General features: G+C 65.8%; 20 protein-coding genes. 10 read left to right on the forward strand and 10 right to left on the reverse strand.

The window, feature by feature from the left end; genetic code table 11:
* The first annotated feature begins 87 nt into the window (after positions 1-87).
* The 5 genes from ACQR1H_RS18535 to ACQR1H_RS18555 all read left to right on the forward strand — a co-directional run bounded on the left by ACQR1H_RS18535 (position 88) and on the right by ACQR1H_RS18555 (position 6192).
* Positions 88-1149 carry an alpha/beta fold hydrolase gene (locus ACQR1H_RS18535; RefSeq protein WP_434907977.1) on the forward strand — a complete coding sequence of 354 codons (1062 nt, stop codon included), beginning with the start codon at positions 88-90 and terminating at the stop codon, positions 1147-1149.
* 20 nt (positions 1150-1169) lie between these two features.
* The gene (locus ACQR1H_RS18540) at positions 1170-1523 is read left to right on the forward strand and encodes a hypothetical protein (protein WP_434907978.1); all 354 of its coding nucleotides are present in this window, start codon (positions 1170-1172) and stop codon (positions 1521-1523) included.
* Positions 1524-1687: 164 nt separating this feature from the next.
* On the forward strand, positions 1688-2809 hold the full coding sequence (locus ACQR1H_RS18545; protein ID WP_434907979.1) for an efflux RND transporter periplasmic adaptor subunit: 1122 nt from the start codon (positions 1688-1690) through the stop codon (positions 2807-2809).
* Positions 2810-5884, forward strand: coding sequence for an efflux RND transporter permease subunit (locus ACQR1H_RS18550; protein WP_434907980.1), 3075 nt, complete (start codon positions 2810-2812; stop codon positions 5882-5884).
* Positions 5881-6192, forward strand: a complete 312-nt coding sequence (locus ACQR1H_RS18555) for a DUF3240 family protein (RefSeq protein WP_315804523.1) — start codon at positions 5881-5883, stop codon at positions 6190-6192. Before ACQR1H_RS18550 ends, ACQR1H_RS18555 begins: the two co-directional genes overlap by 4 nt.
* Before the next feature lie 100 nt (positions 6193-6292).
* Here the strand turns inward: ACQR1H_RS18555 and bfr are convergent, their stop codons facing one another.
* From bfr to ACQR1H_RS18570, 3 genes are all read right to left on the reverse strand, one after another.
* Complete coding sequence (gene bfr, locus ACQR1H_RS18560) at positions 6293-6778, reverse strand: bacterioferritin (RefSeq protein WP_315717837.1); 486 nt, start codon at positions 6776-6778, stop codon at positions 6293-6295.
* Positions 6779-6898: 120 nt separating this feature from the next.
* Complete coding sequence (locus ACQR1H_RS18565) at positions 6899-7183, reverse strand: (2Fe-2S)-binding protein (protein WP_315804522.1); 285 nt, start codon at positions 7181-7183, stop codon at positions 6899-6901.
* Positions 7184-7370: 187 nt separating this feature from the next.
* Positions 7371-7640 (reverse strand): hypothetical protein, encoded by a 270-nt coding sequence (locus ACQR1H_RS18570; RefSeq protein ID WP_315804521.1) that lies wholly within the window; start codon positions 7638-7640, stop codon positions 7371-7373.
* 169 nt (positions 7641-7809) lie between these two features.
* Between ACQR1H_RS18570 and ACQR1H_RS18575 the strand changes: the two genes are divergently transcribed.
* Positions 7810-8130, forward strand: coding sequence for a hypothetical protein (locus ACQR1H_RS18575; RefSeq protein ID WP_315804520.1), 321 nt, complete (start codon positions 7810-7812; stop codon positions 8128-8130).
* 214 nt (positions 8131-8344) lie between these two features.
* Complete coding sequence (locus ACQR1H_RS18580) at positions 8345-8626, forward strand: hypothetical protein (RefSeq protein WP_315804519.1); 282 nt, start codon at positions 8345-8347, stop codon at positions 8624-8626.
* Between the two features lie 82 nt (positions 8627-8708).
* Here the strand turns inward: ACQR1H_RS18580 and ACQR1H_RS18585 are convergent, their stop codons facing one another.
* The 3 genes from ACQR1H_RS18585 to ettA form a co-directional block, all read right to left on the reverse strand.
* Entirely contained in the window at positions 8709-9956 is a 1248-nt protein-coding gene (locus ACQR1H_RS18585; RefSeq protein WP_315804518.1) for a lytic murein transglycosylase, read from the reverse strand.
* 71 nt (positions 9957-10027) lie between these two features.
* On the reverse strand, positions 10028-10609 hold the full coding sequence (locus ACQR1H_RS18590; RefSeq protein WP_315804517.1) for a TIGR00645 family protein: 582 nt from the start codon (positions 10607-10609) through the stop codon (positions 10028-10030).
* 145 nt (positions 10610-10754) lie between these two features.
* Positions 10755-12404, reverse strand: coding sequence for an energy-dependent translational throttle protein EttA (ettA, locus tag ACQR1H_RS18595; RefSeq protein ID WP_315804535.1), 1650 nt, complete (start codon positions 12402-12404; stop codon positions 10755-10757).
* A gap of 304 nt (positions 12405-12708) precedes the next feature.
* Here ettA and ACQR1H_RS18600 point away from each other — a divergent pair, with 304 nt between their 5' ends.
* Positions 12709-12927: a hypothetical protein gene (locus tag ACQR1H_RS18600; protein ID WP_315804516.1), complete on the forward strand. Its 219-nt coding sequence runs from the start codon at positions 12709-12711 to the stop codon at positions 12925-12927.
* 124 nt (positions 12928-13051) lie between these two features.
* Positions 13052-14014 (forward strand): D-2-hydroxyacid dehydrogenase family protein, encoded by a 963-nt coding sequence (locus ACQR1H_RS18605; RefSeq protein WP_434907981.1) that lies wholly within the window; start codon positions 13052-13054, stop codon positions 14012-14014.
* Between the two features lie 80 nt (positions 14015-14094).
* Here the strand turns inward: ACQR1H_RS18605 and ACQR1H_RS18610 are convergent, their stop codons facing one another.
* A complete protein-coding gene (locus ACQR1H_RS18610; RefSeq protein ID WP_316177822.1) occupies positions 14095-15321 on the reverse strand; it encodes a L,D-transpeptidase family protein in 1227 nt (408 codons plus the stop codon).
* 362 nt (positions 15322-15683) lie between these two features.
* Here ACQR1H_RS18610 and ACQR1H_RS18615 point away from each other — a divergent pair, with 362 nt between their 5' ends.
* Positions 15684-16700, forward strand: coding sequence for a hypothetical protein (locus ACQR1H_RS18615; RefSeq protein ID WP_434908001.1), 1017 nt, complete (start codon positions 15684-15686; stop codon positions 16698-16700).
* A gap of 13 nt (positions 16701-16713) precedes the next feature.
* On the opposite strand, the gene sseA is transcribed toward ACQR1H_RS18615, so the two are convergent.
* The 3 genes from sseA to ACQR1H_RS18630 form a co-directional block, all read right to left on the reverse strand.
* A complete protein-coding gene (gene sseA, locus ACQR1H_RS18620) occupies positions 16714-17571 on the reverse strand; it encodes a 3-mercaptopyruvate sulfurtransferase (RefSeq protein ID WP_315804512.1) in 858 nt (285 codons plus the stop codon).
* 111 nt (positions 17572-17682) lie between these two features.
* The gene (locus ACQR1H_RS18625; protein ID WP_315804511.1) at positions 17683-18096 is read right to left on the reverse strand and encodes a rhodanese-like domain-containing protein; all 414 of its coding nucleotides are present in this window, start codon (positions 18094-18096) and stop codon (positions 17683-17685) included.
* A 183-nt stretch (positions 18097-18279) separates the two neighbouring features.
* Positions 18280-19455: a vWA domain-containing protein gene (locus tag ACQR1H_RS18630; protein ID WP_315804510.1), complete on the reverse strand. Its 1176-nt coding sequence runs from the start codon at positions 19453-19455 to the stop codon at positions 18280-18282.
* Between the last annotated feature and the right edge of the window lie 82 nt (positions 19456-19537).

Raw genomic sequence — 19537 nt, forward strand, 5'->3', positions numbered from 1 at the left:
CATCAATCCGGTACTGAACCAGGTCGCGGACCGTGCTATCATGCCCCCGACGCAGCCGGAAGAGCTGCGCTTGATCAGGGGGAGTCCATGTTTCGACCGCTTGCCGCCGTTTTTGCCGCCGTCATCGTTTTTTGCGCGCCGGCCCGCGCCGCCGACTATCCCGCCCCGAAGCAGGGCGACTTCGTCGTCAAGGATTTCAAGTTTCACACCGGCGAAACGCTGCCGGAGCTGAAGCTGCACTATACGACGGTCGGCGAGCCGACCGGGCAGCCGGTGCTGGTGCTGCATGGCACCGGCGGCTCCGGCGCAAGCATGCTGGGGCCGACCTTCGCCGGCATGTTGTTCGGCAAGGACCAGCCGCTCGACGCGAGCAAGTACTACATCATCATTCCCGACAGCATCGGCCACGGCAAATCGTCAAAACCCTCCGACGGGCTGAAGACGAAATTTCCCGCCTATGACTATGCCGACATGGTCGAGGCGCAGCACCGCCTGCTGACCGAGGGCCTCGGCATCAAGCACCTGCGGCTCGTGATCGGCAATTCGATGGGCGGCATGCATAGCTGGGTGTGGGCCACGCGCTATCCGGACTTCATGGACGTGGCGGTGCCGATGGCCTCGCAGCCGACCGAAATGGCGGCCCGCAACTGGATGCTGCGCCGGCTGATGCTGGAGACGATCCGCAACGATCCCGACTACAACGGCGGCAACTACACCGCACAGCCGCGCATGATGAAATACGCCGTCACGGCCTACGCCACCGCCTCGGCCGGGGGCACCATCGCCTACCAGCTCGCGGCACCGACCGCCGCCAAGGCCGACAAGCTGGTCGAGGAGCGGCTCGCCACGCCGATCCCCACCGACGCCAACGACTTCATCTATCAGTGGGACTCCTCGCACGATTACAATCCGTCCGCCGATCTCGACAAGATCAAGGCGACCGTGATGCTGATCAATTCGGCCGACGACGAGCGCAACCCGCCGGAGACCGGCGTGACCGTGGACGCGATGAAGCGCGTCGCCAACGGCAAGCTCTTCCTCATCCCGACCTCGGCCGAGACGCGCGGCCACCTGACCACGGGGAATGCGAAGTTCTACAGCGAGGCGCTGCGCGACCTGCTGGCGACGGCGCCGCAGCGCGGCATGTAGGTCGGCGGAGGGAGCAGTGCATGCGCAGGATGGTGCTGGCTGCTCTCACGATCGGCTCGCTCGCCTGCGCGACCGTGGCGGCCGCCTTCGACAACGGGCAGTTCGACAATGTCCCGCCCGACATTCGCGCGTGGTTCAAGAGCGTGATCGCGCCCAACGGCGTGCCGTGCTGCGATATCTCCGACGGCCACCGCACGACCTATGACGTGCGCGACGGCACCTATTGGGTACCGATCGAGGGCCGATGGATGGCGGTACCGGAGCGCGCCATCATCCGCGACCGCGGCAACCCGATCGGCGAAGCCGTGGTGTGGTACGTCCATCACCGCGGCGACATCATCATCAGCTGTTTCGTTCCCGCCGATGCCGTGTGAGACGCTGGCGCGTGCGACTGCCACCAATGCGACTCGTTGGCAGTAGGAGAAGTGACCTCCCGGGTTCGTGACCAGCTCCGATTGACCCAGGTCAACAGTCGCGGGAATCGGCGGAAATAGTGTACAGAATGTGTCATGCATGAACCTGAAGATTCCTAGTCGAGATGCCCAAGCGCCTCCTCCACCGGTCTGCGGCCCGTCTGTGCCGCGCAGCTCTCGCGCTGGCTCTCGTCGTCGGGCCTTGCGCCGCGTCAGGCGATGATGAGCTGAAGCTCACGCCGAGCCAGGCGCAGAACCTCGGCGTGCGCGTGACGCATCCGATCTCCAGCCGGATGGACAGGACGCTGCCTTATCCCGCGCAGATCGTCATTCCCACGCCTCAGCTGTGGGTCGTCAGCGCGCCGGTCGCGGGGATGATCACCAACCTCGCCGTCGCCCGCGGCGATCGCGTGGCCGTCGGACAGCCGCTGCTTACGTTGGAAAGTCCAAGCTTCGTCTCACTGCAGCGCGACTACCTGCATGCGCTGGCCCAGGAGGGCCTCGCGGCTCAGCAGCTGAAGCGCAACGCCGACCTGTTCGAAGGCAAGGCCATCCCGCAACGCGTGCTGGAGTCGAGCCAGGCGGAAGCGCGCCAGGCCAGCATCGTCGTCGCCGAACGCCGGCAGATGCTGCACATCAGCGGTCTGTCCGACGACGCGATCTCCCGGCTTAGCAGCGATGCGGCGATCAGCGCCACGCTTACCGTCACCGCGCCGCGTGCTGCGTCGGTGGTCGAGATCGCGGTATCGCCGGGCCAGCGCCTGGAGCAGGCCGCGTCCCTGGTGAAGCTCGCGCGGCTGTCGCCGCTCTGGGCCGAGATCGCGATTCCCGCGACCAACATCGGCGCGATCAAGACGGGCGCCAAGGTCGACATCGAAGGCTATGCGACACCGGGCCAGGTCATCCTGGTGTCCGAGACCACGGATGCCGCCACGCAGACCATTCTCGTCCGCGCCGAGATTCCCAACAATGGCGAGCTGCATTCCGGACAGATGGCGGCCGCCCGCATCGGCTTCATCTCGGCAGGCGAAAGCGCATGGGAGATTCCCTATAGCGGCCTCGTCCGTCGCGGCGAGCAGACCTCGGTGTTCGTCGCCACGGAAGGCGGTTTCCGGCTCGTCCCCGTGACGCTGCTCGCGGAGGATCAGGATCACGTCGTCATCGCCGGCCCCCTCACGGACAAGGACGAAATCGCCATCGGCGGCATCTCGGCGCTGCGCGGCATCCTCTCGCGACTGGGGCAGTAGATGCTGCCGCGGCTTGTCGCATTCGCGCTGTCGCAGCGGCTCTTCGTCATTCTGAGCACGCTGCTGGTGATCGGCGCAGGCGCGATCGTCCTGCCGAGCCTGCCGATCGATGCCTTTCCGGACGTCTCGCCGGTCCAGGTGAAGATCATCATGAAGGCCCCCGGCCTGACGCCGGAAGAGGTCGAGCAGCGCATCACGGTCCCGATCGAGCTGGAGCTGCTCGGATTGCCGAACAAGAAGATCCTGCGCTCGGCGACCAAATATGCGCTGGCCGACATCACCGTCGACTTCGAGGACGGCACCGACATCTACTGGGCCCGCAATCAGGTGTCGGAGCGCCTCTCCAACATTTCGCGCGACTTCCCCGAGGGCGTGAGCGGCGGCCTTGCGCCGATCACCAGTCCGCTGGGCGAGATGTTCATGTTCACGATCGACAGTCCGGATCTGTCGCTGGCCGAGCGCCGGACCTTGCTCGACTGGGTCATCCGCCCGGCCCTACGCACCGTGCCCGGGGTCGCCGACGTCAACGCGCTCGGCGGCTATGTCCGCGCGTTCGAAATCGTGCCGCGGAACGATGCGCTGGCGGCGCGCGGCATCTCGTCCGAGCTGTTTCGCAAGGCCATCGAGGCCAACAGCCGCAACGACGGTGCCGGGCGGGTCAACCAGGGCGAGGACAGCGCGCTGGTCCGCATCGAGGGCAGCATCCGCGGCATCGACGACATCCGCGCGATCATCGTCGACACCCGCGACGGAATCCCGATCCGGGTCAGCGACGTCGCGCGGGTCAAGATCGGCGCCCTCACCCGCTATGGCGCCGTCACGAAAGACGGCAAGGGCGAGACGGTCGAGGGGCTCGTGCTCGGCTTGCGCGGCGCCAACGCCGGACAATTGGTGCGCGACGTTCGGGCCCGGCTGGATGAGCTGAAGCCGTCGCTGCCGAGCAGCGTCACCATCAACGTGTTCTACGACCGCAGCCGGCTGGTCAACCGCGCCGTCGGCACGGTGGTCCGGGCGCTGGGCGAAGCCACGGTGCTCGTCGTCGTGCTGCTGCTGCTGTTCCTCGGCAATTGGCGCGCCTCGCTGGTGATTGCGCTCAGCCTGCCGCTCGCGATCGTAATGGCGCTGATCGTGATGCGGGCTGTCGGCATGTCCGCCAACCTGATGAGTCTCGGCGGCCTTGCGATCGCAATCGGCATGCTGATCGACGCGCTGGTCGTGGTGGTCGAGAACATCGTCGGCAATCTCGCCAAGCACGATCACGCAAGCACCACGCCGCTGATCCACATCGTCTACCGCTCTGTCTGCGAGGTCCTGCAGCCGGTCGCCTCGGGCGTCCTGATCATCATCATCGTGTTCGTTCCGCTGCTGACCTTGCAGGGGCTGGAGGGCAAGCTCTTCATTCCGGTCGCGCTGGCGATCATCTTCGCCCTGGCCGCGTCGCTGCTGCTGGCGCTGACGGTGCTTCCGGTCGCAACATCCTTCGTGCTCACATCCGCGTCGCATGACGATCCATTTCTCATCCGCGCAGCGCAGCGCGTCTATGCACCCGCGCTCGACTGGGCGCTCGGGAACGAGCGCAAGGTGATCATAGCGGCGCTGGTCGGCCTCGTTGCCGCAGGATATGGCTACACCCAGCTGGGCAAGACCTTCATGCCGACGATGGACGAAGGCGACGTCATCGTCAGCGTGGAGACGCTGCCGTCCGTCAATCTCGACGAGTCCCTCGCCATCAATGCCCGGCTGCAGGCGGCCCTGATGAAGGTGCCCGACGTCGCCGGCATCATCGCGCGCACCGGCTCCGACGAGCTCGGGCTCGATCCGATGGGCCCCAATCAGACCGACACGTTCCTGGTGCTCAAGCCGGCGGACCAGAGGCAGACCAGCGATCGGGATGCCCTGCTCGAGAAGCTTCGCGAGGTCCTGACCGGCTTTCCCGGCGTCTCGCTCAGCTTCACGCAGCCGATCGACATGCGCGTGCAGGAGATGATCAGCGGCGTGCGCGGCGACGTCGCGGTGAAGATCTTCGGCCCGGACATCACCAAGCTCAACGAGATCGCAGCCAAGCTGTCGGCGATCATGTCCGACATCGACGGCGCCCAGGACGTCTACACGACGCTCAACGAAGGCGCGCAGTACTACACGATCGCCGTCAACCGCATGGAGGCGGGCCGCCTCGGGCTCACGGTGGACTCGATCTCGGCCTCCCTGCGCACGCAGATCGAAGGCCGGACGATCGGCACCGCGCTCGAGGAGGGACGCCGGACGCCGATCCTGGTCCGCGGCAGCGAGGCCACGCGGCAGGCTCCCACGATGCTGGCGGCATTGCCGCTGACGCTTGCGTCCGGCCAGCATGTCGCACTCTCTCAGGTCGCACGCATCCAGCGCGTCGACGGCCCGGTGAAGATCGACCGGGAGGACGGCAACCGCATGAGCGTGGTTCGCAGCAATGTCCGCGGCCGCGACATGGTCGGCTTCGTCCAGGCGGCCCAGCAAAGGGTCGCAACCGAGCTGCCGCTGCCGTCCGGCTATCGGCTGACATGGGGCGGGCAGTTCGAGAACCAGCAGCGTGCGGCCGCGCGTCTGTCCGTCGTGGTGCCGGTCGCGATCGGCTTGATCTTCGTGCTGCTCTTCACCACGTTCGGCTCGGTGCGCCAGGCCCTGCTCGTGCTCGTCAACATTCCGTTTGCGCTGATCGGCGGCGTGTTCGCGCTGGTCTCGACCGGCGAATACCTCTCCGTTCCGGCCTCCGTCGGCTTCATCGCACTGCTCGGAATCGCCGTGCTCAACGGTGTCGTGCTGGTGTCTCATTTCAACCAATTGCGCGCTCACGGGGTCCCCGAGCGGCGCATCGTGGTCGAAGGCGCCAAGCGCAGGCTGCGGCCCGTGCTGATGACGGCGAGCATCACGGCGCTGGGATTGATCCCGCTGCTGTTTGCGTCGGGACCCGGATCGGAGGTCCAGCGTCCGCTCGCGATCGTCGTGATCGGCGGCCTGCTGTCGTCCACGCTGCTGACGCTGATCCTGCTGCCGATCCTGTATCGCCGCTACGGCGCCGCTGCGAAGGAAGCGACATGAGCAGCCAAGCCGTCTGCCTGACCCTGATCGTGCCGGATGCGCTTCACAGCGAGGTGCTCGACCATCTGAGCGAGCAGACCGATCTCGTGACGGGCTTCACCGCCTCGGAAGCGGCCGGACACGGCGCGCGCGTCCGGCTGCGGAGCGCCGCAGAGCGGGTGAAAGGACATGCCGACGAGGTCGTCGTGCGGATCGTGTTGCCGGAAGAGGATCTCGAGCGGCTACTGGAGCGGCTCAGGAGCGCGTTTGCGGGAACGCAGCTCGTCTATTGGGTCGTGCCTGTCACCGCCTTCGGCATCATCCAGTAGGCACGCCCGAGGTCGAAGGTCGAAGGCGGTCGATTCAAGGCTTGAAACACCAGCCCTGAATCGCCCCGTTCCGAAGCGGACTGCACCCTCGCCGCCGCCGTCAGTGCTCGCTCTCGAGGCCGCCGACGTGCTTCTGCGTGTAGAGCTCGAGCCCGATGCGGTTGATGAGGTCGAGCTGGGTCTCGAGGAAATCGATGTGATGCTCCTCGTCCTTCATCAGTTGCTCGAAAAGGTCGCGCGACACGTAGTCCTTGACGCCGTGGCAATAGGTGGCGGCCTCCTGATACAGCGTCCGCGCACCGATCTCGGCGGCGAGATCGCATTCGATGATCTCCTTGACGTTCTGGCCGATGCGCAGCGGATCGAGCACCTGCATGTTGGGGAAGCCGTCGAGGAAGAGAATGCGGTCGGTGAACTTGTCGGCGTGCTCCATCTCCTCGATGGATTCCTTGCGCCAGACCTTCGCCATGTCGAGAAGGCCCCAATTGTTCAACAGGCGATAGTGCAGCCAATATTGGTTGATGGCAGTCAGCTCGCTGCGCAATCCCTTGTTGAGATATTCGATGACCTTGGGGTCGCCCTGCATGGATAAGCTCCGAAAAAGTTAGAGGCCGCAGGCGCTCAATAACAGGTTCGAAGTGCGGAGACGACCCCCGTTCATGTGCATTTTTCGGGCGGAGAACGACGCGACCGAGTGCAATGCCTGTCAGCAGGCAGCAAGCGCGAAACGGCTCTGAAGGTCGTCATCGATCGCCTTCGCCGGCGTCGTCCCATGATGGTGGCCGTGCTGACAGCCGGCCTGGCAGGCGCGGGCACAGGGACCCAGCGCCTCGTCGATGATCGTCTTGATCGTGCGCGCACAGCGGCCGCATTCCGCGCTGCACCCCAGGCAACCGTAGACCTGCTTCGGGTTCCGCGGCAGTTCGTCCGCGGACTTTACCGCGTTGCGGATGTCGTGATCGCTGATGACGTTGCAGGAACAAACAATCATGAGAAACCGGCCAATCGTCCTTGGTCAGGTATCGATAGTCATCCGCAGCTACCCGCGCAAAGGGAAAACGGCGCTTTTGAAGCTATTCCAATTTCCCGATCAATCTAGAATGCCTCCAACTATACGAGCTTGCCGCAGATCAAAGTTGCCGCCGAATATGGGCGGGCGGCGATCAAGCCGCTGCAACTCAGTCGCCCCCACCACCGTCCCCTCCACCACCGTCGCCACTGTCACCTCCGCCGTCGATCGGGTTTCCCATCACGTCCGACGAGGTATTGGAAAACCAACTTGCGACACCGCTCCCCTGACTGGAGCTGGACGCCCCATCGGAATCGACGCTGGTGCTGTCCGCGGACGAGCGGCGGTGGTGGGGCCGGCGGCCGGCGCGAACCAGCAGCGCGTAGCAGGCGGCCGAGGTCAATCCGATGGCCACGACGATCGTCATCACGGGGGTCATGCCTGCTCCTGACCGGCGGCGACTTTTGTGCAATGCAGCATTGAACGTATCCCGGAGATGGGTCGTCCAATGGGACGCGCCCGTTCATTGATCATTCAAGCGGGATGTGTGAACCTGCCGTATCGCCTGATGCGCGATCCGCCGACCTGGAGTGAGAGAGGTTAAGGTCATGAAGAAGACTCTTGCGGCTCTGGCCGCCGTCGCGACGCTGTCGACCGCAGCGCTGGCCCCTGCTCCTGCTGAAGCGCGCAATGGTCGTGTCGCCGCTGGCGTCGCTGCCGGCCTGCTCGGCGGCGCCCTCATCGGTGGCGCCATCGCTGCGGGCAGCAATCCCTATTATTATGGGCCCGGATATTCTTACGGGCCGGGCTACTCCTATTACGGCGGGCCTGCCTACATCGCCGATCCTGGCTACGCCTGCTATTGGCAGCGCCAGCGCTTCTGGGACGGCTACGGCTGGCGGATTCGCCGCGTCCGGGTTTGCGAGTGATCGTTCACCTTCATTAATTCCATGACCTTGCACCGGAATTTCGAGAACGGCGGCTGACACGGCCAGAAAAAACCGTTTTTCCGTCGCATCAGGTCGGACAGAGTTTACGAAGGGTTGACGGATTGTCGTGTTTTCTCGCGACGCTGACGGCCCTGATCGTGCGTGAATCACCAACCCGGCGCTCGCGAGGGCGCCTTCCAGGAGATCTCGGAACATGAAGAAGATCCTGACCGCAGTGCTTGCGGTTGCGACCATCGCCGGTTCGCTGAGCATGACGGCACCGGCCGCCAAGGCCGGTGACGTCGGTGCCGGCGTGGCTGCCGGCCTGATCGGCGGCGCCCTGCTCGGCGGCGCGATCGCGTCCAGCCGTCCGGCCTATGGCGGTCCGGTCTACGTCGAAGCCCCTCCGCCGGGCCCGCCGCCGTGCGTGTGGCGTCGTGAGCGCTATTGGGACGGTTATGGCTGGGTGTCCCGCCCGGTTCGCGTCTGCTACTGATCCCGACGACGCATAGCTCGCAACAAGCCCGGCCCTGCGGCCGGGCTTTTTGCTGCCCGCCTGCTCGGCTGATTTCACTCGATCAGCGCGCGGCGTCGATCGCCTGCAGCACTGATTCGCTCGGCCAGCAGTCGACCTTCAGGCCCGCCTTCTTCTGAAATACGCCGAGTGCGGCACGGGTCTGCATGCCGGCCTTGCCGTCCAGCTTATCGCCGTAGAGACCGAGCCGCATCAGGCCCTTCTGCATCGCCTCGACGTCCTTGCTCCGAAGCTGCTTCGACGCCGACCATGGTGTCGCGAACGGGGCCGGGCTCGTCATGCGATCCGCGAGGTGACCGACGAACAGCACGTAGAGATCGGAGAAATTGTATTCCTTGATGACGAAGTAGTTCGCCGTCGTCAGGAACGCCGGACCATAGATGCCCTCGGGCTGCAGCAGCGACGCCGGCTGCTGCTGCTCGGCAGCACTCAACCGCTGGCCGCGCACCGGCACGAAGCCCGCGCGCAGCCATTCGCCGATCGGCTTCTTCACCTCCGGCACGCCGATCGCGCAGTCCACATTTGCCGGCGGCTTGACCTCGTAGGCCCAGCGCACGCCGCGCTGCCAGCCCTTGTTCGCAAGCTGCAGCGCCGCCGAGCCCAGCGCGTCCGGCACCGAATGCCAGAGATCGACCTTGCCGTCGCCATCGAGATCGACACCGTGCTTGTAGTACTCCGACGGCAGGAACTGTGTGAGCCCGACCGCCCCGCCCCATGACGCCCTGAGATCGCGGCGCGACACCACGCCGTCGCTCAGCATCTTCAGCGCCATGATGAATTCGGTGCGGTACTGGTCCTTGCGGCGACCGACATAGGCCTGCGTCGCCAGCACGCGCAGCGCATCGTAGGGCAGCGCGTAGCGGCCGAAATCGGTCTCGCGGCCCCAGATGGCGAGCACGACAGGTCCCGGAACGCCGAAGCGGCGCTCGATCTCGGCGAGCGCGGGACGATATTGCTGGATCAGCTTCTGGCCATACGCGGCGAGCCGCGCGATCGAGGCTTCCTTGATGTAGTCGGCCGGCACCTGCACGAACTCGGCCTGCGCCGGAGCGCCTGTTGCCGGACGGCCTGGCAGCAGCAGGTCGGGAAGCTTGTAGTCGGGCTCGAGCTCGCGCGTCTCGGCATCGAACGTCGCGCGCGAAACGCCCTGCTCCTTGGCCTCGGGCCAGAGCGAAGCCACGAATTGCGTGAAGTCGCCGTCGGCGGCGCTCGCCTGGCCATCGCCGAGGATGCAGAGCGCCACACCAATCAGGACGAGCCTGCGCAAACCGAAGAGCAACTGCCGAGCCATGCAATAGGGTTAGCATGGCTCGCGGCGGTTGTGAACGTCAGCAGCCCTGCGCCGGAACCCGACTCTTCCGCTCAATGCCCCGCCGCCTGCTTCGCCTCCTCGATCGCGGCATTCGACAATTTGTCGACGACGGCGATTCCGATGGCGGAGAGAATGAAGACCGTGTGAATGATGGTCTGCCACATCACGCCGGTCTCGGTGTAGTTCGACTTGCCTGACGACAGCGCGCCGGCTTCGATGAAGGTGCGCAGCAGATGGATCGACGAGATGCCGATGATCGCCATGGCGAGCTTGATCTTCAGCACGCTGGCATTGACGTGGCTGAGCCATTCCGGCTCGTCCGGATGGCCCTGCAGATTGAGCCGCGACACGAAGGTCTCGTAGCCGCCGACGATCACCATCACGAGCAGGTTCGAGATCATGACCACGTCGATCAGGCCGAGCACCGCGAGCATGATCTGCTGCTCTGAGAAATCGAAGGCGTGGGCGAACAGGTGCCAGAGCTCTTTGAGGAAGAGCACGACATAGACGCCCTGCGCGATGATCAGCCCGACATAGAGCGGCAGCTGCAGCCAGCGCGAGCCGAAGATCAGCATGGGTATGGGGCGCAGCGCTCCGCCCTTGGAGGACAGGGTCGCGTCGGGGGAAGACATGATGGGATTTTCTCGCGGCTGGATGGGATTGCGGAACGACTATCTACGCAATCACGTCGCACATGGAAGCGACAACTGGCCGCAGCCTGGGCGCGACGCTTTGTCCCGGAACGAAGACAGCGTCGCGCCTCGCGATGTCCTGAGATCAGCGCGTCAGCTTCTTGTACTTGACCCGGTGCGGGATCACGCTGTCCTGGCCGAGACGGCGCATCTTGTCCTTCTCGTAGTCCTGGAAATTGCCTTCGAACCATTCGACGTGGCTGTCGCCCTCGAAGGCCAGCATGTGGGTCGCGATACGGTCGAGGAACCAGCGGTCGTGGCTGATGATGACGGCGCAGCCGGCGAAATCCTCCAAGGCCTCTTCGAGGGCGCGCAAGGTGTCGACGTCGAGATCGTTGGTCGGCTCGTCGAGCAGCAGCACGTTGGCGCCCGACTTCAGCATCTTGGCGAGATGCACGCGATTGCGCTCACCGCCCGAGAGTGCCCCGACCTTCTTCTGCTGGTCGGCGCCCTTGAAGTTGAACGCCGAGCAATAGCCGCGCGAGTTGACTTCCTTCTTGCCGAGCAGGATCAGCTCGTTGCCGCCGGAGATCTCCTCCCATACCGTCTTGTTGCCGTCGAGAGCGTCGCGCGACTGGTCGACATAGCCGAGATGCACGGTCTCACCGATGGTGATGGTGCCGGCATCCGGCTTCTCTTGTCCCGTGATCATGCGGAACAACGTGGTCTTGCCGGCGCCGTTCGGACCGATCACGCCGACGATGCCGCCCGGCGGCAGTTTGAAGGTGAGGTTGTCGATCAGCACGCGATCGCCGAAGCTCTTGGACAGCCCGTCGAAATCGACCACATTCTGTCCGAGCCGCTCGGCGACGGGAATGATGATCTGCGCGGTCTGGGTCTGCTTCTCGCTGGCCTTCTTGAGCAGCTCCTCATAGCGCTGGTAGCGCGCCTTGGACTTCGCCTGGCGGGCCTTCGGCGACGCCGCGATCCACTCCTGCTCACGCGCCAAAGTGCGCTGATGCGCGGCATCCTCGCGCCCCTCCTGCTCCAGCCGCTTCTGCTTCTGCTGCAGCCAGGACGAATAGTTGCCCTCGTAGGGGATGCCCCTGCCGCGATCGAGCTCCAGGATCCAGCTGGTGACGTTGTCGAGGAAGTAGCGATCGTGGGTCACGATCAGGATCGCGCCCGGATAATTGCGCAGGTGACCTTCGAGCCAGGACACCGATTCAGCGTCGAGATGGTTGGTCGGTTCGTCCAGCAGCAGCAGCTCGGGCTGGTCGAGCAGCAGCTTGCACAAGGCGACGCGGCGACGCTCGCCGCCGGACAGCTTGGTGACGTCGGCATCGTCGGGCGGACAGCGCAGCGCATCCATCGCCTGGTCGACCTTGCTGTCGAGATCCCAAAGGCCCTGCGCCTCGATCTCGTCCTGCAGCTTGGTCATCTCGTCGGCGGTCTCTTCCGAGTAGTTCATCGCCAGCTCGTTGTACCGATCGAGGATCGCCTTCTGCTTGCCGACGCCGAGCATGACGTTCTCGCGCACCGTGAGCTTCGGATCGAGCTGCGGCTCCTGCTCGAGATAGCCGACGCGGGCACCCTCGGCCACCCAGGCCTCGCCGGTATAGTCCTTGTCGATGCCGGCCATGATCTTGAGCAGGGTCGATTTGCCCGAGCCGTTGACGCCGAGCACACCGATCTTGGCGTCCGGATAGAACGACAGGTGAATGTTATCGAGCACCTTGCGGGTCGGGTAGGTCTTGGACAGACCCTGCATGAAGTAGACGAACTGGCGCGCCATCGCGTGTCCCTTGAAGCCTGCCGGAATTTTCGGAAAATGGTTGCCGCTGATGTAACCGCGCGGTCCCCAAAGGGCAACCGGCGAGCCGGTCTCGGCCGGAACAAATGCCGGGAGAATCCCGGTCAAACTTCGCGCCGGCCCGGCCTGCCGTCCACGGACGATTACGGGTCCGGCACCTTGTGTGCGGCCGATCACGACAATTGCAACCATCTTTTAATTAATTCGGCGGGACACTCGGTCTCGGCCCGCAAGACCCGCGTGCCCAAGCGGCAAAAGCCGCGACCGACAACAGCGAGAGCCCGTCATGGCAGCCTTCACGTCAGCCTCCCTGCCCGCTTCGGCGGCACACCGCAAAGACCGATCCGGGATCGCGGACGACATCCGCGGCTTCTGGCGCGAATTCGTCGCGCGCGCCTTCAACCCGTACCGGCCAGAATTGCACTACATGCGCGGCCCCGGCCCCGCCTGGCGCGCCAAGTACGGCCATGACGCCGCGTTCCGGCTGAAGTCCCGCCTCGATTGACGTCGCCTGGGTCCGCGTAAGAGCGTGACGATGCCTTGCGCAACCAGCCCGTTGCGCGCAAGCATGGCTCCATTCCTGACGGCATTCACCATTGCCGCCGTCCCCCGATGAATGGACCCTGCCGATGACACGGCTGCGCTGTGCGATCCTCGACGACTATTACGATACAGCCCTCTCGTTAGCCGACTGGCCCCGGCTGGCCGACAGGGTGGATGTGACGGCTTTCACACAGCCGTTCGGCAGCGAGGAAGCGGCCGCCAGCGCGCTCGCCGATGCCGACATCATCTGCGCGATGCGCGAGCGGACGCCATTGCCCCGCTCCCTGATCGAGCGGTTGCCGAAGCTGAAGCTCCTGATCACCTCGGGCATGCGCAACGCCGCCATCGACATGGAGGCCGCCAAGGCACGCAGCGTCGTCGTCTGCGGCACGCAATATGGCCGTGACCCCACCGCACCGCTCACCATGGGCCTGATCCTGGAGCTGACGCGCAGGATCGGCCAGGAGAACGCGCGCATGCACGCCGGGGAGCCCTGGCAGGCGCTGGGCGGCGTGGAGATCGAGGGCAAGACGCTGGGCGTAATCGGGCTGGGCAAGCTCGGCACCAAGGTCGCAGAGCTCGGCAAGGCGTTCGGCATGAACGTGATCGCCTGGAGTCCCAATTTGACGCCCGAACGCTGCGAGGCGGCGGGAGTAGGCTACGCGACCAAGGAGAAGCTGTTCACCGCCGCCGATGTCATCACCGTCCACGTCGTGCTCAGCGATCGCTCACGCGGGCTGGTGGGCGCGGCCGACATCGCGCGCATGAAGCCGACCGCCTATCTCGTCAACACCTCGCGCGCGCCGATCGTCGACGAGGCCGCGCTGCTGCAGGCGCTCCGCGACCAGCGCATCGCCGGTGCCGGGCTCGACGTGTTCTCGGTGGAACCGCTGCCGGTCACCCATCCGCTGCGCGGGCTCGGCAACGTCGTGCTCACACCACATCTCGGCTACGTCACCGAGGAGAGTTTTCGCGCCCATTACGGCCAGATGGTCGATTGCATCGCCACCTGGCTCGCAGGGGCCGAGCCGCCGCGCCGGCTGGCTTAAAAGCAGACGAGAGCGGCCCTCACAGCAAAACACCCTCCGAGGAGGGTGTTTTCAACGTGATCAGCTCGCACGCGCCCGCCTCAGCGGATCGTCACCGGCGGCGGCAGCGGCTGCATGTTGGCGGGCTGGCCAGCCGCCGGCACGGTCGCCTGGGCCTGGACGGGCGCCTGGGCCGGGGCCGCGGCAGCAGCCATGTTCTTGCTGGAACCTGGAGGCGCACCGCCCGGCATCACGACCACACGGGTGCCGACCTTGACCCGGTCGAACAGGTCGGCGACGTCGTCGTTCAGCATGCCGATGCAGCCCGACGACACGAACTTGCCAATCGTCGACGGCTGGTTGGTGCCGTGGATGCGGTACACGGTCGAGCCGAGATACATCGCGCGGGCACCGAGCGGATTGCCGGGACCGCCGGCCATGAAGCGCGGCAGATAGGGCTGCCGCTCGATCATCTCGCTCGGCGGATACCAGTCCGGCCACTCGGTCTTCTTGGTGATCTTCTGCACGCCGGTCCAGGTGAAGCCTTCGCGGCCGACACGGACGCCGTAGCGCATCGCCCGGCCGTTGCCGAGCACCAGATAGAGGTAGGTGTTGGGCGTATCGACGACGATCGTTCCCGGCGGCTCCTTGGTGACGAAGTCGACCTCCTGGCGGCGCAGGTTCGGCGGCAGCGGCGCCGGCGCCGCATCGGGTTGTTCCTCGGGCGGCAGAGCTGCCACCGTCATCGGCCGATCTCCGGCGGCCGGGGCCTGTGCCGCGCCCGCGACGGCCGGAGCGCCACCGACGGCGCCGGGCGGCCGCGGCGCGCCTGCGTCGCCACCGGGCGCGCTGGCGCCACCATAGGCCTGCTGGCTGGAGGCAGGACGATCACCGTAGATCACCGGGGGCGGACCAGCCGGGCGGCCATAGCGCGGATCATCCGGGGACATCACCGGGCCGGTCGGAGCGGCTCCGTAGACCGTCGCACCGGCCGGACGTCCATAACGAGGATCGTCGGGAGAAAGGATGGGACCGGTCGGAGCCGCAGCACCATAAACCGGCGCATTGGCTGGACGACCGTAGCGCGGATCGTCCGGCGAGATCACCGGGCCGGGCGGCGGCAACGCCGCGGAATTGCCAGGCGCATTCTCATCGTCGAGCGCGTCAAAATCCTGCCCCTGCCCGCGCGCATCGGCCGGGTAAGGCGTCGGCGCCGGTGAGTACGCTCCAGGCGCGGTCTGATAGACCTGCTGTGCCTCGGCAAACGAAGTTGCCGTCACGCCCGCTGCCGCGACCGCGCAAACCGTCAGGATTTGTCTGATCATCATCGCCCTTGCAGTATCCCCAAGCCGCCGATTGGGACCTTTGCTGTGCCAGATGGCCGAAGATAGCGGCGCATTCAAGACAATTCCGGCCTGAGCGGCCCGACTTCGGCAATTTGTGATCATGTCTCCGTCGTTGCACGGAAGTCTCACGCCGCTGAAAAAGTGCGGCGGAGCCCCCGCAGGCCCCATGGATGCCGTGATTTGCCGAGCGGGCGGGAACACTTCCGGTATTCTGACCTGAGCCTGATTCGCGATGCACGGCAGAAGCCGGCCTCGTCGCGAACGCGGCATTCCCTGTGATCACCGCGTTCCCTACTGGCTCTAAGGTCTCGGCAGTCACGCTGCCGTGGCGAGAGTTACCGTCAATGCTTCCCGGCTTTCGTTTTCTGGTCGCCGCGATCGTCTGTTCCATCTCTCTCACCATCTTCGGCATGGGCGCTGCGGCCCTGTTGCGCGCGGCCCACGAGCAGTTCGTCAGCAACGCGTCCTGGCGCACGACTCAGGCCTCCGGCTTCACCACGTTCCTGCCGCCGGCCGAACCCACGCCGGTGCTCGCGGTGCTGCGGGTGGATTCGATTCCGACACCGCCGGTGACGCCGCCGCCGGTCGTGGCCGATGCTCCCCCGGCAGCGTCCGAGCCGCCGAGCGCGCCGTCGACGGCGGCGCCGGCCGCCGAGACGCCCGAGGCGACGCCCGTTGCGGTGGCCACCGATGTGCCTACGCCCTCGCTGCCGGCGGAAACGGTCGACACGTCCCGCACCTCCGCCATCGTCGAGACCGCGTCCGTGACGAACGACCGGATCGAGAGCACCAAACCGGAGCGCCCCATTCCGGACACGTCCGCTTCGATCGTCGTTCCGGTCGAAAAAGTCTCCGACAGGCCGAGCATGGACAGTTCGCCCGCGACTGCAGCCCCGCCCCCGCCCCAGGCGTCGACCGAAGCTGCGGCCGCCGTGGTCGCACCGCCGCCGCCGGCTCCTCAGATTCTCGCCAGCGCCGATCCGATGATGACGACCGCAGCCGCCGCTCCAACCGCCGCCGCGCCCGTTCCGGCGGTGCTCGACCCGATCGCGGCCAAGCTCGCCGCGCTGGCCGAGCAGCCGGCGCACCAGGAGCGGCCCGCGGCCGGCGAGCATCGTGCCTCGGTGAAGGTCGCGAGCGTTCAGTTGCGCCGGAGCATCCTCAAGAAGCGCCAGGCCCGGGAGAAGCAGGTTGCGGCGCGCCGCGCCAAGCAGCGGCGCATCGCCCAGCGCGTCAGGGCGGCGCGGCAGGCAGCGGCCCAACTGCAGCAACAGACCGCGTTCCCCGATCCATTCGGACAGCAGCCATTTGGTCAACCGCAGGCGGCCGTCCAGCAGGCTGCCGGGCCGCGCACGCGGTAGGCGGAGCTAGCGATCAGGCCGGCCCGGTCGCAACCGGCGGACCGTTCTCGACGCCCCATTCCGACCACGAGCCGTCGTAGAGCGCGGTGTCGCGGATGCCGAGACGATAGAGCGCCAGCGTCAGCACCGCCGCCGACACCCCGGAGCCGCAGGAGGTGACGATCGGCCTGGCGAGATCGACGCCAGCGGCGCCGAACGCCTTACGTAGCTCGTCTAGCGGCTTCATCACGCCGGTCGCCGCGTCGAACAGCTCCGCATAGGGCAGATTGCGGCTGCCGGGGATATGGCCGGATCGGAGACCGGGCCGCGGCTCGGCGACCTCGCCCGCGAAGCGCGGCGCCTGCCGCGCATCGATCACCTGCTCGGCATTGCCGGCGAGATTGGCAACCATCTGCTCGATCCGGCGCACGCGCGCGGCGTCGAACGTCGCGCTGAACGTGCCAAGCGCCGGCGTGACCTGCCCGCTCTCGACCCGGCGCCCCTCCGCCATCCACTTCTTCAGCCCGCCGTCGAGCACGCGCACATCCGTGTGGCCGAACGACAGGAACATCCACCAGGCGCGCGGCGCGGCGACCCAGCCGCCGGAATCATAGACCACCACCGTATCGCCATTGCTGACGCCGAGCCGGCCGGCGTCGCGGCCGAACTGCGCGGCGCTCGGATACATGTGCGGCAGCGGATTGGAATGGTCGGAGACCTCGTCGACGTCGAAAAACACGGCGCCGGGGATGTGCGCCTTCAGGTAATCGTCCTTCGGCAGCGGCAGCACACCCGGCATCTTGAAGGTCGCGTCGAGCACCTTCACCTTGGGATCGCCCAGATGCGCAGCGAGCCAGTCGGTGGAGACGAGAGGGTCGTCGTGGATGGTCATGCGCAAAAGCTCCGGGCTTCACATTCGATCGTCATCGCCGGACTTGATCCGGCGATCCACCTTGTCGAAGCGATGGACACGCGGGTCAAGCCCGCGTGCGACGGGCAGCGATCAATCCTTCTTCTTCGGCGCCCAGGCCTCGACCGGCCCGCCGCAGTCGCGCCACGCCGCGAAACCGCCACCGATATGGGCGACCGGCTTCAGGCCCATGTCCTGCGCGGTCTTGGCCGCGAGCGCCGAGCGCAGGCCGCCGGCGCAATGAAAGATGAACGTCTTGTCCTGCTGAAAGACCGGCTTGGCATAGGGGCTCTGCGGGTCGATCCAGAACTCCAGCATGCCGCGGGTGCACGAGAACGCGCCGGGAATCCTGCCCTCACGCTCGATCTCTCGGGGGTCCCTGATATCGACGATCACGACATCGTCGCGCTTCGCCGCCGCGATCGCCTCAGCCGCCGAGAGCGTCTCGATCTCGGCATTGGCTTCATCGAGCAGCGCCTTGATCCCGCGCGTGATGGTCTGGGGCATGTCTTCTTCCTTCGTCTTTTCCAGCCGCCGAGCGGCGTCGTTTCGCGTCTACATTCCGGGGTCGTCCGTCAGGACCGAACCCGGAATCCAGAGCCGATCGCACAAGCTCGATATTCCGGATTTGGTCGCTATCGCGACCGCCCGCAACGACGGCCTTGCATCGCGCGCCGCAGAACGAGCGCCTTACCTCACCAGCTCCTTCATCGCCGCTTCCAATCCCTCGATCGTGATCGGATACATGCGCTCGGAGAAGATGCGGCGAATGATGGTGGTGGACTCCGAATAGTCCCAATGCTTCTGCGCCACCGGATTGAGCCACACCGCGTGGGGATAGGTGCGGATGACGCGGTCGAGCCACACTGACCCCGGCTCCTCGTTGACGTGCTCGACCGAACCGCCGGGCACCATGATCTCATAAGGCGACATCGAGGCGTCGCCGACGAACACGACCTTGTAGTCGTGCGGGTACTTGTGCAGCACGTCCCAGGTCGGCGTGCGGTCGGTGAAGCGGCGCTTGTTCTGCTTCCACACGCCCTCATAGAGGCAGTTGTGGAAGTAGAAATATTCCATGTGCTTGAATTCGCTCTTGGCGGCCGAGAACAGCTCCTCGACCTGGGCGATGTGCGAATCCATCGAGCCGCCGATGTCGAAGAACACCAGCACCTTCACCGCATTGCGCCGCTCGGGCCGCATGTGCACGTCGAGATAGCCGTGATTGGCGGTCTCGCGGATCGTGGTGTCCAGATCGAGCTCGTCCGGCGCGCCGGTGCGGGCGAACTTGCGCAAGCGGCGCAGCGCCACCTTGATGTTGCGGATGCCGAGCTCGACATTGCCGTCGAGATCCTTGAACTCGCGCCGGTCCCACACCTTCACGGCGCGGTTGTTGCGGTTCTTCTCCTGGCCGATGCGGACGCCTTCGGGGTTGTAGCCATAGGCGCCGAACGGCGACGTGCCCGCCGTGCCGATCCACTTGTTGCCGCCCTGGTGACGGCCCTTCTGCTCTTCCAGGCGCTTCTTCAAGGTCTCCATGAGCTTGTCCCAGCCCATGGCCTCGATCTCTTTCTTCTCTTCCTCGGTGAGGTATTTCTCGGCCAGCTTCCTCAGCCATTCCTCGGGGATTTCGGCCTTCTCCATCGCGTCGAGCAGGCTCTCCAGCCCCTTGAACACGGAGCCGAACACGCGATCGAACTTGTCGAGATTGCGTTCGTCCTTCACCAGCGCGGTGCGCGACAGATAGTAGAAATTCTCGACCGAGTGCTCGGCGAGGTCGGCGTCGACAGCCTCCATCAGCGTGAGATATTCACGCAAGGAGACCGGGACCTGCGCGTCGCGCAGTGCTGTAAAGAATTGCAGGAACATGCCCATTAGATCGCGCGGCTGGGAGGGCACGTCAAGGGCCGCTCCCCGCCCCGCGCTGGACCCGCCGGCATTTTGCTCTACA

The sequence above is a fragment of the Bradyrhizobium sp. HKCCYLRH2015 genome, assembly GCF_051168215.1.
Taxonomy (GTDB): Bacteria; Pseudomonadota; Alphaproteobacteria; order Rhizobiales; family Xanthobacteraceae; genus Bradyrhizobium.